17 protein-coding genes are annotated in these 17,803 nt (G+C 29.3%); 8 read left to right on the top strand and 9 right to left on the bottom strand.

All coding sequences use genetic code 11. The features are described 5' to 3' along the window. The first annotated feature begins 200 nt into the window (after window positions 1-200). Both K5Q11_RS06930 and K5Q11_RS06925 read left to right on the top strand, forming a co-directional pair. A complete protein-coding gene (locus K5Q11_RS06930; protein WP_220728500.1) occupies window positions 201-1,055 on the top strand; it encodes a ParA family protein in 855 nt (284 codons plus the stop codon). Continuing rightward, window positions 1,036-1,383 carry a DUF5388 domain-containing protein gene (locus K5Q11_RS06925; RefSeq protein WP_220752278.1) on the top strand — a complete coding sequence of 116 codons (348 nt, stop codon included), beginning with the start codon at window positions 1,036-1,038 and terminating at the stop codon, window positions 1,381-1,383. Before K5Q11_RS06930 ends, K5Q11_RS06925 begins: the two co-directional genes overlap by 20 nt. A gap of 141 nt (window positions 1,384-1,524) precedes the next feature. Here K5Q11_RS06925 and K5Q11_RS06920 read toward each other — a convergent pair whose 3' ends face one another. The 5 genes from K5Q11_RS06920 to K5Q11_RS06900 all read right to left on the bottom strand — a co-directional run bounded on the left by K5Q11_RS06920 (window position 1,525) and on the right by K5Q11_RS06900 (window position 4,289). Beyond that, window positions 1,525-1,989, bottom strand: a complete 465-nt coding sequence (locus K5Q11_RS06920; protein WP_220752276.1) for a hypothetical protein — start codon at window positions 1,987-1,989, stop codon at window positions 1,525-1,527. A gap of 37 nt (window positions 1,990-2,026) precedes the next feature. Beyond that, the gene (locus tag K5Q11_RS06915; protein ID WP_220752273.1) at window positions 2,027-2,548 is read right to left on the bottom strand and encodes a hypothetical protein; all 522 of its coding nucleotides are present in this window, start codon (window positions 2,546-2,548) and stop codon (window positions 2,027-2,029) included. Between the two features lie 132 nt (window positions 2,549-2,680). Further along, entirely contained in the window at window positions 2,681-3,100 is a 420-nt protein-coding gene (locus K5Q11_RS06910) for a hypothetical protein (RefSeq protein WP_220752271.1), read from the bottom strand. Window positions 3,101-3,292: 192 nt separating this feature from the next. Beyond that, window positions 3,293-3,562, bottom strand: coding sequence for a hypothetical protein (locus K5Q11_RS06905; protein WP_220752269.1), 270 nt, complete (start codon window positions 3,560-3,562; stop codon window positions 3,293-3,295). A 148-nt stretch (window positions 3,563-3,710) separates the two neighbouring features. Beyond that, window positions 3,711-4,289, bottom strand: coding sequence for a helix-turn-helix domain-containing protein (locus K5Q11_RS06900; protein ID WP_220752267.1), 579 nt, complete (start codon window positions 4,287-4,289; stop codon window positions 3,711-3,713). A gap of 139 nt (window positions 4,290-4,428) precedes the next feature. On the opposite strand from K5Q11_RS06900, the gene K5Q11_RS06895 reads away from it, so the two are divergent. Together K5Q11_RS06895 and K5Q11_RS06890 are read left to right on the top strand one after the other, a co-directional pair. Continuing rightward, window positions 4,429-4,617, top strand: a complete 189-nt coding sequence (locus tag K5Q11_RS06895) for a MerR family transcriptional regulator (RefSeq protein WP_220752265.1) — start codon at window positions 4,429-4,431, stop codon at window positions 4,615-4,617. 139 nt (window positions 4,618-4,756) lie between these two features. Next, window positions 4,757-7,033, top strand: coding sequence for a phage/plasmid primase, P4 family (locus tag K5Q11_RS06890; protein WP_220752263.1), 2,277 nt, complete (start codon window positions 4,757-4,759; stop codon window positions 7,031-7,033). Between the two features lie 37 nt (window positions 7,034-7,070). Here the strand turns inward: K5Q11_RS06890 and K5Q11_RS06885 are convergent, their stop codons facing one another. Beyond that, window positions 7,071-7,451, bottom strand: a complete 381-nt coding sequence (locus K5Q11_RS06885; RefSeq protein ID WP_220752261.1) for a hypothetical protein — start codon at window positions 7,449-7,451, stop codon at window positions 7,071-7,073. Between the two features lie 877 nt (window positions 7,452-8,328). On the opposite strand from K5Q11_RS06885, the gene K5Q11_RS06880 reads away from it, so the two are divergent. The 4 genes from K5Q11_RS06880 to K5Q11_RS06865 all read left to right on the top strand — a co-directional run bounded on the left by K5Q11_RS06880 (window position 8,329) and on the right by K5Q11_RS06865 (window position 14,182). Further along, a complete protein-coding gene (locus tag K5Q11_RS06880; protein ID WP_220752259.1) occupies window positions 8,329-8,871 on the top strand; it encodes a hypothetical protein in 543 nt (180 codons plus the stop codon). A 348-nt stretch (window positions 8,872-9,219) separates the two neighbouring features. Continuing rightward, entirely contained in the window at window positions 9,220-9,594 is a 375-nt protein-coding gene (locus K5Q11_RS06875; protein ID WP_220752257.1) for a hypothetical protein, read from the top strand. Window positions 9,595-10,212: 618 nt separating this feature from the next. Continuing rightward, window positions 10,213-11,751 carry a reverse transcriptase domain-containing protein gene (locus K5Q11_RS06870; protein ID WP_220752255.1) on the top strand — a complete coding sequence of 513 codons (1,539 nt, stop codon included), beginning with the start codon at window positions 10,213-10,215 and terminating at the stop codon, window positions 11,749-11,751. Window positions 11,752-11,971: 220 nt separating this feature from the next. Continuing rightward, window positions 11,972-14,182, top strand: coding sequence for an AlwI family type II restriction endonuclease (locus tag K5Q11_RS06865; RefSeq protein WP_220752253.1), 2,211 nt, complete (start codon window positions 11,972-11,974; stop codon window positions 14,180-14,182). A 17-nt stretch (window positions 14,183-14,199) separates the two neighbouring features. Here the strand turns inward: K5Q11_RS06865 and K5Q11_RS07525 are convergent, their stop codons facing one another. The 3 genes from K5Q11_RS07525 to K5Q11_RS06855 form a co-directional block, all read right to left on the bottom strand. Continuing rightward, a complete protein-coding gene (locus K5Q11_RS07525; RefSeq protein WP_248701943.1) occupies window positions 14,200-15,096 on the bottom strand; it encodes a Dam family site-specific DNA-(adenine-N6)-methyltransferase in 897 nt (298 codons plus the stop codon). Beyond that, window positions 15,097-16,296 carry a DNA adenine methylase gene (locus K5Q11_RS07520; protein WP_248701944.1) on the bottom strand — a complete coding sequence of 400 codons (1,200 nt, stop codon included), beginning with the start codon at window positions 16,294-16,296 and terminating at the stop codon, window positions 15,097-15,099. A gap of 80 nt (window positions 16,297-16,376) precedes the next feature. Further along, window positions 16,377-17,309, bottom strand: a complete 933-nt coding sequence (locus K5Q11_RS06855) for a MarR family winged helix-turn-helix transcriptional regulator (RefSeq protein ID WP_220752251.1) — start codon at window positions 17,307-17,309, stop codon at window positions 16,377-16,379. Between the last annotated feature and the right edge of the window lie 494 nt (window positions 17,310-17,803).

Raw genomic sequence — 17,803 nt, 5'->3', positions numbered from 1 at the left:
AAATAGTAATAAAGTAAAATAGTAATAAAGTAAAATAGTAATAAAGTAAAATAGTAAAATAGTAAAAAAATAAAAAAAAAACGTCCTATAAAAACCTATATTTCAATAATTGTATTGAATATTTTGCATGCAAAAAGTAAAATAGTAATAAAGTAAAATAGTAAAATAGTAAAATAGTAAGTTTTTTAGGAGGTTGTAAATTGGTTAAAAAAATTTTATTTGGTAACTTCAAAGGTGGAGTAGGAAAAACTACTAACTCTGTTATGACTGCCTATGAATTAGCTAAAAAAGGATATAAAACTTTGGTGTGTGATTTAGATCCACAAGCTAATTCCACTCAATTGTTGAGAAAAACTTATGCTTTGCAAAATGGTAAAGATATGACAGTTGAAAAAACAATGATGGTAGCAATTAAAGAAGGGGATATTGAGCAACAAGTAAAACCAGTAATGGATAACTTGTATTTATTACCTTCATTTAAAGATTTTAAATATTATCCAGACTTTTTAGAACAAAAATTTATGCCTAATGAAGATAATTATAAAGAAAAAAGAATGGCTTATTTTGGTGAATTAGTTCATAAGTTTGAAGAAAAATTTGATTACATTATCTATGATGTTCCACCCACATTAAGTATATTTACAGATACAGCATTATTTGATTCCGACTACATCATTATTGTTATGCAAACCCAACAACGTTCACTAGATGGAGCAATTGCATTTTTTGAATATTTGCAAGACTTTTACGATAATCATACAAGTATTGATTTTGATGTTGCAGGGGCTTTGCCGGTGCTAATGAAAAATAAGGCAAGAATTGATGCTCAAATAATTTCTGATGCTAAAAAAGTTTTTGGTAAAGAAGCTGTGTTTACAAATATCATCCCACATAGAGAAAGACTGCAAGGTTATGATCGTGCAGGTATACAAGAAAAAGGGATGACAAAGCAATGGGATTTCCATGATATAAGATTACATCAATTATACAGAGTTTTAACTGATGAAATCATTGAAAGAACAGGCGGTGCAGACAATGGCAATGAAACTAAATAAAGACAGAAATAGAAAGCCATCTGGAATAAAAGAAACTAAAATATCAGCTCCAGAACACACATATAGTGAAGCTGATAATAATAAAGTTAAAACAAAGAAAACAAATAAGCTAGGTAGACCACGTAAAAATAAACAGTATAGTAGTTTAAGAATTCAAAAGCAGAGTGTTGGTAAAATCAACGCTTTCCAAAATACATTAGGGTATGTTAGTCAAGATGACTTTATAGCTGACATACTAGAAAAAGCAGAAAAAGATTTAACTGCGGAACAAAGAACTATGTTTAATATGTATTTGAGAGCTTATGAAATCAGAACTAAAACTAAATAGTTTTATAGAGTTAATATAAAAAGTTCCCTTTAACGTATCTAAAAATAAATACGTTAAAGGGAACTTTTTTCATTAAATTGTCATGTATAAGATATTAATAAATAATTATGGAATCTTTGAATGTTGATATTCTCACAGTATTTACTTTTTGTCCCAATAGTTATTATACGTGGATTTACTTACTCTACGTAAATTATATAGCTTTATTCCTTTATCAAGATTAACTGAGATTTTGTTATTTTTAATACTTATATATCCCCATTTACCAGCTTGAGTTGTTTTATAGTTTTTTCCATTTATTTTATATAAATGACTGTTTATTTTTTTATAGCTGACTGGGTCCATCCCACCTGCAGAAAATGTTGATGGGAAAGTATGGTTTTTATGTGAGCAAATAAACCCTACAGATATATTTTTATTGGATATCTGTGTGTGTCCATATACTAATTTAAATTGATTTAAAGGACCGTATTTCTGCTTTGCTATCCAGTATCCACGAAGTATCTTAGGTGTTCCCTTATGTAGTGATGACGCATTTATAGATAATGGCAAAATACATAAAGCTACTGTAAATATTAATGATAAATATAATAATCTCTTTTTCATTATGATCTCCTTAATGACTTATTTTAAAATAGGCTAATTAATAACGATTAGGTCCAGGGTAAAAATTTTTGTATAATGTTGAATTTAAATGCTTAATTGTTCCTTTACTGTAATTACATAGAACACCTTTTTTATAAAATTGAGTAAATCTAACAATATTCCCCTTTTTTATTTTGATTTTCATAATTTCGTAAAGTTGATGATTAGTTCCCATAGAATATCCTTTACACTTAAGAATAAAACCACCATCAACTTTTTTGTTAGCTATAACCCTTTCTCCAGTATCACCAGCTTGAGGAAATCCATAACTAATGTTTTGCTTATCAAACTTTAAAAATATAAGTAAGCGATTACCTAACTTTTTAGGATGATTCAAAAAGTTTGTAATTTTATTTTTAGTTAATCCCCTCATACTCCAATAAGATTTATTTTCTAATTGTTTTGGAACACCAGTTCTCCAGTTACTAGCGTGTACATTGTAGCTATAATTAGACAAAAAAATAAAAATAGAAAACATAGATATAGTGTAAAATACAATTTTTTTATAATTACTGCGCATAAAATACTCCTTAGATATAATATATTACTATATAATTATACATCTATTAATATATATGATAAATAAATCGTATAATAAAAAGCCACCTATATAATTTAGATGGCTTTTTAAATTCTGAATTTAATTTATATTTTAGTGAACTTTGTAAATATAGGTCTTTTTATCTGCATCTTTAGGGTGAAGAGATTCCCATCCTTTGAAAAACGCTTTAACATGATTTTTATCTAATTTAGTTACTACGAATTTATATCTAGCTCCACCAGCACCTGCAACCCAAAGTATTTGCCAACCTTTTTTTATTTTTTTAGTAAAGGCAGTATCTCTCTTTTCATCGTTTTTACCTACTACAGCTATTACCTTATTCTTTCTTACTATTAGGTGTCTATAGTTATAAGCTCCCATGAACTTGCTTTTATTAATGATTTTTACCGTGTATTTAATACTAGGCCTGTCACCCTTAATACCATTTGCTTCAATCTTTTGGTTGGCTATTGTAAGCGTAAGTATAACACTTAATATTAATAAAAAAGAATTTATATATTTGTTTTTCATTGTAATCTTTCCTTACGTTAGAATTTATTTTTTATAGTAATAATCTATGTGAACTTTTGTTTTTGGTCCCATTTGTGGAGTGAATGACTTTAAGGCTGTACGTCCATTATGTTTTACTCTTTTTAGATAGAATGCAAAACAAGAACCGTTATATCCAATATCCCAATAGCCTCTTTTGTAAACGCTGTATTTTTACTTGGGGCTTTGCACTCCCAGTTCAGTAGCACCATTACTTATTTTTTTCCCAGACAGATATACAGAATTAGTTTCTATTCCTTTTTTATATATTACATGGAAGGAATATTTTTTAATACGTAACACTTGGCCACCTTTTTCACCCCATGTCCCTCTTAATGATTTTGGAGTCGTCGTGTACTTAACGTGTGCATCAGCCTTAACTCCGGTTAATAGTATGAATAACAATGGCATTGCTAATAGTAATATGTATCTTTTTATCTTCATGTTGATCCTCCAATAAGTTATATAAATAATATACTCGAGTTTGATTTATATTACAATATGCTATTTGTTATGGTTATGAAATTTAAGAATGTAATTAATATATAACAATAAAAAGGCTCACTGAATTTTGAGCCTTTTCCTATTAAAATTATTTTTTTATATGTTTTCCATCTTCTGTAAATACATCATATGCATTGTTCAATAATTTATCCGCCGTTTTTTCAGCATGTTCATTACCCATACGACCTTCCACAAAGGCAATAAACGCGCCGTTTAACACGTCAAAGATATCATCGATTAGGTTCACATCTGAACCACAGTCATTTAAGATAAATTGCTCTATAGTGTTGAAGTTTGATTCTACCTTTTTGAATTCATCCCTAGAGATATCAGTATTATTTTTAGATAAAAATAGTTTTCTTAATACTTGGCACTTTCGATAGTATTGCTCCTGTGAAATGTTATGCAGTTCGCGAGTAGAGATATCATTTAAATTAATCTCTTCAGGTTGACGAACATTACTAAAGCCCTGTAGGTAAGTGATGTTAACTTGAAAGTAGTGGGCCAATTTATGCCATGTTTCTAGCTTAGGTTCGCGCACGTCACGTTCATATTTAGCTAATGCATCAGCTGAAATACTAAGGTTTTCTTTTTCTTTTAACTCATCAGATAGTTTAGCGAGCGAAATACCTTTAGCTGTACGGACTTCGCGTAATCTAGTTTGCAATATTTACCACCTCGTTTAATAGAGTATAACAAAAAATGATACATTTCAATACAAAATGTCTTGACAAAGAGATTTTATTTATATAATATGTTATCTCGTCAACAAGACAAATTGTCTTGATAAATTTTGGAGGTTTCACATGAACAATAATGCACGTTATTTAAAATATAAGGAAGCAATGAAGTATTTAGATATTAACAGTTACATCACGCTTAACAAGATGATTGATAGTGGTTTACCAGTCATTCAAGTTGGTAATATTAAACGAATCGATAAGTTAGCGCTTGATCAATACATGAGTGACAATATCAATTTAGAACGTTCGTAGGAGCTTTAAAATGTATCAATTAGGGTATAAAAAAAGACCGTTTTACTTTGGCGAGTAACGGTCTGATTAAGTCTTTAGGAATAAGGCTTTTATACCCTTTATTATATCAAAAAATACAATTAAATAAAGGGGAATGAATATGACCACCTGGGAATATATTCAAGCACTATCCAGTAATGGTATCTGTATGTATCCATTAATTAAAGGCACGAAACGTCCAGCCATTAAGGATATGTTGAACCAAGCCACGAATGACATTGAACAGCTAACGGAGTGGTTTAAACCGCAACTGGATGGCAATGTATGTTGTGATGTAGCGATTAACCCTAGTCAAAGTAATTTAATCGTGATTGATATTGATAATCATGACAATAATTTATATGGCAGTAAGTGGGTTAGCGATGAAGAAATGGGCGGTTACAACATGGAACCATCCGTGGCCGAAATTACACCAAGTCATGGCCTACATTATTTTTATGTGAATGATATGGATATCGACATCCCTAATCAATTAAGTTTGGATAAACACGGTGCCATTGAAGTTAAAACGACTTCCACAATTATTTATCCTAGTACCGACTATCGACAAACGGCGGATGAACACACGTTGATCAATACACCGTTAACACCCATGCCAACATGGCTAAAGCGGTGTGTTAAAATGGCGATTGTAGCTAAGCAACAACCTAGTAACTACCAACCTAACAACACCGAAACTACTAACGTGAACGCTAAGGCACACAACTGGTTACTAAAGCTAACCGATATGTATATTCATGGTATTAACCAGGGTAGCCGAAACAATCAAATGGTTCAGATTTTAGGTAAGTTATTCTTTACAGGTGCGGATAATCAAATGGTCTGGAAATGGTTCAATCATATTAATACTAACTATGTCCATCCATCCCTAAAGGTGAATGAATTAAAAGCCATCTTTAAAGGTATTGCCAATAAGCCACATCACGTGATTCAAACGGAAAACTTTAGCGATATGCAACAAGCTCGTAAGGATGCTAAGCGATTAGTTCAACAGAGCAGGGATGGTAAGTTAAGTTATTTAGCTGGCGCACGTGTGATGATGAAACATTTTCACTTTACACGCTTTTCCATGGAAGAAGGCGAGCGAGTAGCCGTATACGTTAGTGATGAAAGTAGTCCATGGTTTGGACTATACACACGTAATTACGATTATATTAAGCAGCTAATCAATGCCATGTACATGAACTACAGTAGTAAGGGGATTGGGGAAGTCTTAACTAAAATTGAACTGCTAATTACGGAAGTTAGGCAACCAGAACACACTAAGGATTTAATTCCTGTGGGGAACGGTATTTTTAACCTAAAGACTAAGCAGTTAGAACCATATACACCGGAACATGTCTTTTCTAGTAAGGTCAGCACGCAATATAACGCTAAATACAATGATACCGCTAACATTCCAGAGATTGACGGTTGGAACGTGGATACTTGGTTAATGAATTTAGCTAAGGATGAAGCCGGCAACGTTGACGACCAAGTCTATATATTATTTTGGCAAGTATTGGCCGATGCGTTGAACGGTAACTATACACGCCGTAAAGCTATTCTATTGAATTCCGAACACGGTAATAGTGGTAAGGGGACGTTTCAGAGCTTGATTGCTAACCTAGTAGGTCAAAATAATGTTGCAACGTTGAAAGTGAATGAGTTTGGTGAACGTTTTGCGATGTCTAGGCTGATGGGTAAGTCAGTCTGTATTGGGGATGATAACCCTAATGGTTATATTCGTGATAGTAGTAACTTTAATAGTGTGATTACTGGGGATGTGGTCAATATTGAATACAAGGGAAAAGATAGCTTTACTACCCAACTAACTCCCACCGTAATTCAATCATTCAACGGCTTACCGCACTTTAGCAATAAGGGTGGAACGTATCGAAGAATGTTAATCGTGCCGTTTCGTCAACATTATCAAGGCGATACGGATGACTGGAAGATTAAAGATGTGTATTTGAAACGTACGGACGTATTAGAGTATGTATTGTTTAAGGCGTTAAATGCGTATTCAGACTTTGATAAATTCATAACGCCTAATGTTTCGCATCAAGCATTACAGGAGTTTGAAAAAGAGAACGATCCAATTAAGGAGTTCGTGGATGAAGAGTTTATTAGGTGGGATGTAAAACGGATTAGCACTAAAGCGGTGTACATTGCCTATACCCGTTATTGTAGTGAGAATGGTTACGCAGCTACATCACGCAGTAAGTTTGTTCGTCAAATTCAAACTATATTGGAAGAATATACTAAAGGAAAAGTACGTATTTCAGCTGATGACTATAATGACTTGTTCAGCAAAGTTAATGATATGCCAATTAGGTTACTTAGTAATGTTGATTTGAGTTGTCATGGAATGGCGATTCAATGTATCTATAGATAAAAAACAGTTCATTTAATGAACTGTTTTTTTGCAATAGTTATTTTTTAGGAAGACTAAACGTATCATCCCATCCAGATTGGTGATTAGCTATAAATTTTCCATCGGAAACTTTGGCAGTTAGTTGTTTCCCTGCTTTATACTCATCGTAATTTCCTTCTTGTACATTTATCTTGATATATGGAGTATCTCCATCTTGCTCCCAAGTACCTTCAAAGGTCTCGTAAATTCCACTTACTTTTTTGTCTGTACTTTTATGTACGTACTTAATTGTTCCATCTTTATTTAGATCTACAGAATCATTTAAATAACTAAAATTTTTATTAGTAGCTTCATAATGTCCATCTAAGCTTTTTTTGCATCCAGTTAAAAATAAACACATAATTGATATTAATGCCATTAATCCTAAAATTCTTTTCATAAGAATCCTCCTAATTTAATTTAACTTAAATATGATAACATATAAAAACTGTTAAAAAAACTTACTTTCAAGAATATCCATGTCCCACTTGCTTAAAATATGGGACATTAGCTAAAAAGCCTAACCTATTAGCAATTGTAATACTTGATGATTAGAATAATGTCCCAAGCTTATTTTGATAAGTAGGACGTCTTAAATGCCTGCTATGACTGGTTATCTTTAATATATGTCCCACTTGTCCCATATAAATATAACTCCATACACGCAATAAGATGAAATATGTATATTAATATATAAAAGAAGTTAGAAATGAGTGGGACAAGTGGGACAATGTTATGTGAAGTGTTGCTGTGTATGCCTTTAGAATGTCCCAGGGATGATTTAGTTAAATGGGACACTAGATTAATGCTTAACGCTATAAACGTTGATAGGTCAATATAATATTGATTGTCCCATGTTTCGTAAAATGTGGGACAATCTTCTCTCCCCATCTGCCCCCCAATCTGTTAATTATTCATCTATATAATAGATGTGGGCAATGGGCTAATACGCCATGAATATTATAGCCGTGGGTACATGAATGAACTTGTATCTATATAAATAAAGGGACTACCAAATATTTCTAACCCAGCACACTTTGTTGTGCTGGTAGTTAAATATTTGGTAGTTCCTTGTTATTACTATCTTAATCATGTACCCACGGCTATAATATTGGCAACTCCTTAGCCCATTGCCCTAGATAATCCGATTAGTTATATATAAATTAACAGATTGGGGGGCAGATGGGGAGAATTTATTATTACTATTCCAATTTTTGTTCAAAAGTTTTAATATTATAATTATATTAGTATAACTATAATGTTAAGGAGATTGTAAAATGAAAAAATCATTATCTATATCAATGCTATTATTTTTATTATCTTTATTTTTGTTTTTGAACATTAATAATAAACAAGCAAATGCTGGAGCTTGGAGTAATCATTATTTAAAGAAGTTTCCAAAATCTATACGTGGAACTTGGTATACATATACAAACTTTGGATATGGTAAGAAAAAAATATACAAATTAAAAGCAAATGCCAAAAAGCTGCATTTTCATCCCTATGTAAAACATAATATTGGAGCTGGTGCACTGCCTAAAGCTACTAAAAAAGAAAAACGTTATTTCAACAAAACTATATACTGGACATATTGTGATGTATTTAAATTTCAAGGCCGTAAATGGTTTAACTTTATGGGTTGGCAACAGGATGCAGGCGATGGAGATAATTACAATATTAGTAAACTTAAAGGTCATAGGGTTTTAACATTGGCTGGAGGAGCAGGAAATTGGGTTTCGGCTCATTATTATAAAAGTAGACAATTAGCTAAAAAAATGGGTGAAAAACATTATCACGGTTTTATCTACATGAAAGATTAATATAATCTCACATAATACAATCCTGTTTACAAAAAGACATCTGCCAATAAATATATAGTTAAGGGTACTAAATACGTTAAATCAAACTTAAATTGGCAATATATAATTCAAAAAAATGGCAAAAAACACTTAAAAGAATGGATGAAAGGAAACTACAAACCATTCTATAAGTGGACATATATGGGAACTTTTACTAAATCAAAGCTTTAATCGGATATGATCAATATTTGTGTTTACGCTGTAACACTAATTATCTTCTAATTATTTGTCTTAATATAAAATCGTTTTTATTTCGTATGTATTAATATTACAAAAATAGATAACAATTATTATTTAGGTGGTAAGCGAATGGATACTAAGAAGTACAACCTCATGTGTGAAAATTTTAAGAATATAGACGAAACTAATCAATATGAATTAGAGCTTAAATATGAATTGCTTGAGAGCTTTCATGAAATTAAGTGGTATCTGATTGCAACGATGGTGAATGACCCTAAGGATGCAATTTTGATGAATAGGGAAGATTTAATGAATCGTTACATTAAGCAGGGCAGGCTTGACTATAATATGGATCAAACTGCCATAGAACAGTTAACTGATATGGAGCGCTTTAACATATTTGTTAAACATATTGATTGGTTCGATGAATCAGAACAAGCTCATTGCCAAGAGTTAGTAGCGAATGTAATTAAGGATTTGATTAATATAAAGTTAGTTTCATAAGTTTTAAGTTACATTAACTAAATAAACATATTTGCAAAAAAAGCAAATTATAACAATCCAAAAAGGACAGCAGGAAACCACTTGCTGTCCTTTTTCTCTGTTTATTTATAATTAAGAGAATCAATGTAACTAGAATGTCTTTGTCTTAACCATTGTAATTATAAAATATATTCACTATAATTAAGTTACCTAATGCAAGAGTGTAACAGCACTACTCGTTTACATACTAGTATGAAGCATTAGACGATTGTGTAACATTTTACTGCTTCTAAAGCAAGTGAAATCATTTCAATCATCTCCTTGTTTAATTTATTGAACACAAATAATTCTTGTGGTTGGTATTTGAGACTCAAACGTCTCATAAACATGAATTGATAAATAGTTGAAATGATAATTATAGTTATCCACGAATTTGTCGTGCTAATTATATTGTAATTATTTGGATTAAATATTTAATCCTGATCTAAAACTAAGTATACTTACACTTAGATGTCCGGAGCGCCATGCTGAATTATGGTAGCATTTAGACGCCTTACTTATCATTTGATCTTAGGTCCATCAATAGTAAGGACGATTTCCGGAAGCCTACGTTTTTAAACGTAGGCTTTTTTAGGATAAATGAAAGGTGATACTATCGATATTAACTATAAAAAAGTTCAAAAAGTTTTGGAAAAATCATATCGTCATTTTGATTACAATCCTAGCCCTAAATCTGCTGAAATTTTTATTCGAAATGTTGTTTTCAACCCTAAAAAAGTTGAAAAGTATAGATTTTATCCATTTATTATGTTTAATAAAAAGAGAATCATATATCATAGAACAAAAGGAAAACTTAGAGCACACTTGAGAATAAAAAATCGTACTATATCATTAGTAGCTCATCACGATGCTTTGATATATATACATTACGCGAATTTATTATCAAAAAATTATGAAAATTATCTATCTAATTATAGTAATGAAAAATTAGAAATGGTTCCCACAGCATATCGTAAAAAATTACATAGTTCTAATATAACTGCTGCTAAAGAAGTATTTGACTTTATTGTCGATTCTAAAGACTGTTTAATAATAAAAGGAGATTTTAAAGGCTTTTTCGATAACTTAAGACATAAAATTTTAATAAAAAACATATGCAAAGTTATGGATATTAATGAATTAAAACCGGATTGGAAATCAGTTATTAAATCTCTAACTAAGTATCGTTCAACATATTCTGAAGATATACTAAAATCTATGAAAAAAATAGGCTTAAAAAATAATGCAAATTTTCCATATGTAAAAAACAGAAAAGAAATAACTATTCTAACTAAATATGGTGGATTATTTATGCATGGTCCAAATCAAATTGGAATTCCTCAAGGGACATCTCTAAGTGCTATATTAGCAAACGTTTATATGATTGAATTTGATCAAATAATTAACAAATTGATTAATAACCTACATGGTATTTATCGAAGATATTCTGACGATTTTATAATCGTTATTCCAAATAAATATATAATCAATGATTATTATACAGAAGTAATAGACCCTGTTTTTAATACATGTAAAAAATATACAAAATTAACTATAGAAAAACATAAAACAAAAGTTTTCACATATAAAGATAATAAAATTAAATATATTAAAAATTCAAATATTGATTATTTAGATTATCTAGGATTTAATTTTAATGGAGATACCGTAAGGATTCGTGAAAAATCAATTTATAAATTTCATTACAAAAGTAAAAAAATCATTAATGCATTAATAAGCAGTCGTAAATATATGTATATTAATAATAATACTTCTGAAATTAATCCATCAAAACATAGCAGAAAAGTGTGGAGACATAAAGAACATAAATTGGAAAAACTATACCAACCTACAAAGCAAAATGAATTTTTAAAAAAGTTAAAAAGATTAAAATACAGTAGAAATATTAAAAACTTGAATTTAATAACAAAATCATACTTATCAACTAAAAGATATGGTAAAGAATGGTCTATGATAAGTTATGCAAAAAAGGCACAAAAAATCTTTGAAAAAAATAATAAATATGATGTTAAAATCATTAATCAAATAAATAAACAAATTAAAGAAAACCAAAAACGCATTAATCAATCAAATAAACAAATTAAAGAAAACCAAAAACGCATTAATCAATCAAAGTAATAATGTTGTTAAATATTTATAACATTTTTCTCATTTTAAACTTTATTTTAAGTCCAATAGTTATAAATGCTGACATTAAAGCATTCTGAATTCCTTAAAAGTAGAAAAAGTAGGAATTCAGAATTATTAGTTAACGTAACACTTAACAAAAAATATAAAAATTAGCAAACATGATAGAATGATTGCATAAATATTATTTAATTATAAAGGAGTGTACGATATGGAAATTAAAAATAAAGATAAATTTAGTGTTTTTAATTTAGAAGATACAAACGGAAGAAATTCTTCTTATTATACAAGCTTAATTACATATTTATCGATTTTGAATGATATGCATTCAGAAAAAAATCAGACTTGGTCGTGGGGAAAATATCCAAATTTAACACAATATAATTTTTATAAAAAAGTTATTAACACTCCCATGTTTAAAGATAGGAGTACTAATAAATTTGATTTGTTTGAAAAAAATTTAAAAATCAATAATAGGTTAAAGGATTTTTTTAATGGTAAAATCGATAAAAATAATGATTCAGAAAATAAAATATTAAAAAATCTGGATAAAGATATTGAACAAAAGTCAAGGCATTATACAAGCAATTTAGTAAAGCTAGGTTTAGTAGATGTTAACAGAGACATAACTAGTGCGGGAAATACTCTTATAAACACTAGTAAAGTCAATAAATCTACTCTGGAAGAAATTATAGCCATTAATAATGATTCTTTAATTATGCTAAGACAGTTAGCTAAACTAAGAATTAATAAAATAACTTATACAAAAGACGGCGAAGATAAATCACATACTTTTGTTTGTTCATACTCTCCCTTTAACTTCTTAATTGCCACTCTTTTACAAGCAAAAGAAATTGATGAACAGTTGTTGTTTCGTAACTTAGTTTCTATAACTCCCTACAAAAAAATTTGCTTTGAAAAATTTCTAAATCAGATGTTATCAGGGGATAGAAAACTAGCATTAGAAAGTTATAACAGTAATCTTTATAGAGGAAATATAAAATACTTTTCAGAAGAATCAAATTCTAAAATTCTGTCTAAAGAAGAATTTTTAAACAACAGTGTATTCAATAATAGAAAATCGAGTGAAATTCAAAACTCATATTATGAATTCTACAAAGCAAACAAAAAGTTTTTAAATTCAAAAACTCAAGAAAACCTAGATAGTTTGCTAAAAATAATTAACGGTAAAAATAAAGATCACATAAAGAAGAGATTTAATGCTAATAAATCTATATTTAACTTAAAAGGTAGAAATGGCAAAAAACTTAGTGAATTCATTATAAACAATAAAGATAATGAATTTATAACTAGTGGAAAAAATGATAACTTTTATGTAAAGTCAGCTGCCTTAAAAAACCGTATGGTAAATGTAGATGAATATAAAAAGTCATTCGAAAAATTAGCAAAAATTAGTTCTCTAATTAACGTTAACAAAGGTAAAGTTTCATTGACTTTTCCAGAACTATGGAAATCAATAAATAACAAATTTAAATTTGCGGATAATATTTTTTTAGATAGACAATTTGATGGAAAGCTAGAAGAAAAAACTATATCAGATGATTTAACAAGAGTTATTAGTATCAATCAAATATTTAGATTATCAGATGAAAGCGCCCAAAAAGTTAAAGCTGAATATATTAAAGCCTATAATTACAAAAATACAGAACAAATAAAAAAAGAGCAAATAGAAAAGCAAAATGAAAAATTAGTTAAAAACTTAAAGACTATAATGCCTAAAGAAAAGTTGATAAACTTACTACCATTATTTGTAAATCGTGAAGATGATAAAATATTAAAAGAAACAACAAAAGATGCAACTATACCAACTATATTTGAATGGATAGTTGCGATTGGATGGTATTATTTATCTAATAAAAAGTACAACTTACAACAATCAATACAACTTTCACTAGATACGGATGGATATCCCATAACACAGGCAGCTGGTCAAAAAAATAAAAACGATGCTAATGCTGGAGATGTAATAGTTGACTATGGTAACAAAGTCGTTCAACTAGAGGCTACATTAATGGACAAAAATGCTATTAAGCATGGAGAATGGGAACCTGTACTTAGGCATGCAGCTAACCTTTCTGCTGATAAGAAACCAAATAGTGTACAAACTTACTTTGTAACGTCTAAAACAGATATAAATACAGAAAATATTTGGAGATCAGTAGCGGCAACAGATATTGAAGAAACTAGCTATCGCCATAGAAAAGTAAGAGTAATAATTTATCCAATAACTATTGATACCTTTAAAAAATGGATAGAATGTGAATATATAAATGAAAATAAAATATGGGATTCTGTTTACAATTCTTATGAACCGTTAATTAAATCTACATTTAATAATAACTGGAAGCAAACAATAATAAACAATATAGAAAATAAAAAAAATGAAAAGCACATTGAATAATTCAATGTGCTTTTAGTTTAGTAATTAGTGATTAATACTTCATCAGTACAGTTACCATTATTTCTGTGATAACTAGAATTTTTATAATCGTATGATAAATGATGTACATTATAATTTTTAGACCAATTTAAAAGAGTTTCATTCTCAACTCCTTTACTTTTCAAAACATTACTAAGTGCAAATTTATTACCAGAATCATTTATCTTATCAAGTTTTTGAAGTAATGCTAATTCATCCTTAATGTTCCATCCATTTTGTTCATTATATACAGCATTAGTAATCAGATATGGTGGATCTGCATAGTAAAAACTATTTTTAATATCAAAATCAATGTTTCTAAAGTCATCATTAAAAAATTCTATATTAATATTTTGAACTTTATTGCAAAATTCTTTCAATTTATTTTGCATTGTCTTATTAAAATCTCTTTTACCTACAGGATTATTAAACATACCATAATGATTAAATCTAATTTGATTATTAAAGCCGTAAACTATTAAAACATATAGTAATAAATCGGAATGATATTTACTATCTTTATCATTATAGCTGCTTCTTAAATTAATGTACCCACTCTTATTTATTTGGCCTAAGCCTTTTGAAGAGTCAACTCCATAAAATGAGTAGCTATGCTCAAAAGTAGTAGTTAATCCATAATCATTTATTATATTCAATACTTCATTGTATATTTTTTCAAATGGGGTTTCACTTATATACCTAAGTAAAGATATTAATGCTTTATTTACATCATAAGCATATATTTTTTTTAAATCTTTGTTTTCTTGATTTAATGAGACTACCGCTGATCCAGTAAACATATCTATAAAATTGTCATATTCACTTGGAAACAGTGGAAGTAGTTGATTCATTAATTTATATTTACCGCCAGGATAGTTTAAGAAAGACTTAATCATTTATTTCACCTCGACAAAGTAAAGTAACTCTTTGTGTCCCTTTATGTTAGTCTTTCCTGTGCTAAAAACTTGAAAATCTTCAGAAAATACTTTAACAGGTCCTCTTTTACTCAAAATGTCTATTATTTCCTCGTTACTTATTTTTGCATTGGATCTACCAGAACCTTTTTTTGCCATATTATTATATGAAACTAATATATATCTGGAATCAATATTTTGTATTAAGTCACTAAATACTTCTGGGGCTTTAGCTGTACTATAACTACTTTTAGTTTTAGATCTATCTTTAGCTTTCATTGCTACACCATATAGTTCTGGTTTTTTCCAGTCAACGATGTTTTCTAATAGATGATATGCATCACCATACTGCCTAGAATTATAAGGTGTATCAATATAAACTAGATCAGGTTTGATTTTTCTAACTAAATTATTGGCATCTTCATGATATAAGAGTGCACTATTTTTAAAATTGACAGGATATTTAGGTACTCTAAAATATATAGGTTGTAAAGAGTCCATAACACGTCTGTAGGCGTCATAATGGCCAACAGTATTAGCTACTTTATCCATAGCATACAATAAAGAAGTTAAGAGTATAGCTTTTTCTCTATCATTAATATTGCTTAAATTATCTATATATTGTCTCACGCTTCCTATTTTTTTAGCATTTTCCATAGAAAAATACCTGTTACCATAATTTTTGCTTACATAGTTTTTATTTCCAGTTATTGAATTCATTTCATCAATAATTTTATGAATTTTTTTTCTGTCAACTTTTTCACTACCAAAAAATGTTTTATAAATAACAAAATTACTATCCAAAATATCATTAACAATGATGTTTTTACCTTGATTAAAAAACATTTCTGAAACAACACCTGTTCCAGCAAAAATATCTGCGATTGTCTTTACATTTTTAGTTTCTTTTTGAACAACATTGTTTATGAATTCTAATAATCTACTTTTAGAACCCAGATATCTACGGTTTTGAATGGAAAAATAATTATTTTCCACATCATTATTTTTTTTATTGGAACCTTTTGATTTAATAAATTTTTCTAACCAAGTAATAGACTCTTCATCCCATATAAATCTATTACTTGCAGAACGTTTTGTTTTTAAGTTTCCATATTTTTCCCAATTAGATATACTCTGTCTGGTTATATGAAATTTATTTAATATCTCTTTTGTAGTTTTCATTGTAAGCATCCTCGGCATCTATAATATTTTACATTTTAACATAAAGAGTATTTAAATAATACGAGTATTTTAACTAATATTTATAAACTTAATATTATTGATTCTAGTTTTGCCTTCTTATTCATATCTACACTTTCATCAGCTTTAAATTCATACCCATCTTGTGCCCACTCTGGTAACTCTTCATGTATGCGTTTTTTACCATCATTGAACTTAGTGGCTTTAATAGTTGGTTTAACCGCTACTGGTTTAGTTTCTAATCCAAAGGCAGCTGTAAAGTAAGCCTTTAAAGCATTGGTTACATATCCTGCGTAGTTACTTTGTGGTAATTTAACGGCATAGGAAAAGATATGTTCTAGCTGTTGTGCTAGCCCATTGATGATGTTTTGATTGCTTTCAAATTGAGCTACTGGTTGTTTAACTAAACGATTAGCTTTGGCAACGCTGTTTCTAGCGTTTAAGATTATACGGACTACCTGCTTACATTTTTCCACGTTATTCTTACAGAACTTTTGAATAGCTTGAATACTGGTGAAAGTTAAGCCAACTTTTTGTTTGGTAGCTTTAGCCCACTGTTGTACACGATCCACAACAGGTGTTGCTTGTACATCATTGCCTGTATTAACTGTATTACTATGTATATGATTAAAGTCAGTATAGTTCTGGTTGCAATTTGCGTTTTCCGGGGACGCAATTTGCGTTTTCCTAACTAAAGAGTCACTTTGATACTTAGGCAAAAAGTATACTGTCGCTGCGTTACGTTGACGTTGGGCAATAATCCATCCCTTTTCTTCCAATGCTTGTACAGTACGTGTAATGGTGTCTTTTGATACGTTGATTTGATTAGCTAGAGATTCACGTAGGTACTTAACAAAGACCATCCCATTTTTAATCCAGTTATTTCTAATGCTTAATTCACCATAATTATATAAGTGTGACATAACAGATACTTCGGTTGGATTTAGACCGTCTTCTTCAAATTGGATGTAATGTTTTATAAATTGATTATTCATATTTCTATCTCCTTTTGATAGAAAAAAGAGGATGGCAAGAATTCTAGTGACTTGCTACCCTCAATACTATTATGTATAAATATTGAAAAATCTCTCGTTATCCACTATAATGTTAGTTGAATCGTTAGTAACTTAATTGTTACTAACTCTAACAGAATAATAAAGTTAAGAGAGCGTTAAAAGGTGAGCAAGTAGTTCGGTACTTGTAAGCTGATTATAAGTTATTTGCAGTAACTTTTAATCAACGCTCTTTTTTCTATGCTTTTATTATATTTAAATTCTATAACTGAAATTAATGCTTGTAAATGTGTTTATGATAAGACAGTTATCTCAAAAGTGAGATGACTGTCTTTTTGTTTACATATATTAAAACCTATAAATTAAATTTTGTAAAGAGCATTTTTTATTTTTGCATGCAAATAGTAATAAAGTAAAATAGTAATAAAGTAAAATAGTAATAAAGTAAAATAGTAAAATAGTAAAAAAATAAAAAA

The sequence above is a fragment of the Apilactobacillus xinyiensis genome, assembly GCF_019656235.1.
Taxonomy (GTDB): Bacteria; Bacillota; Bacilli; order Lactobacillales; family Lactobacillaceae; genus Apilactobacillus; species Apilactobacillus xinyiensis.
This window is presented reverse-complemented; position numbering and strand designations above follow the sequence as displayed.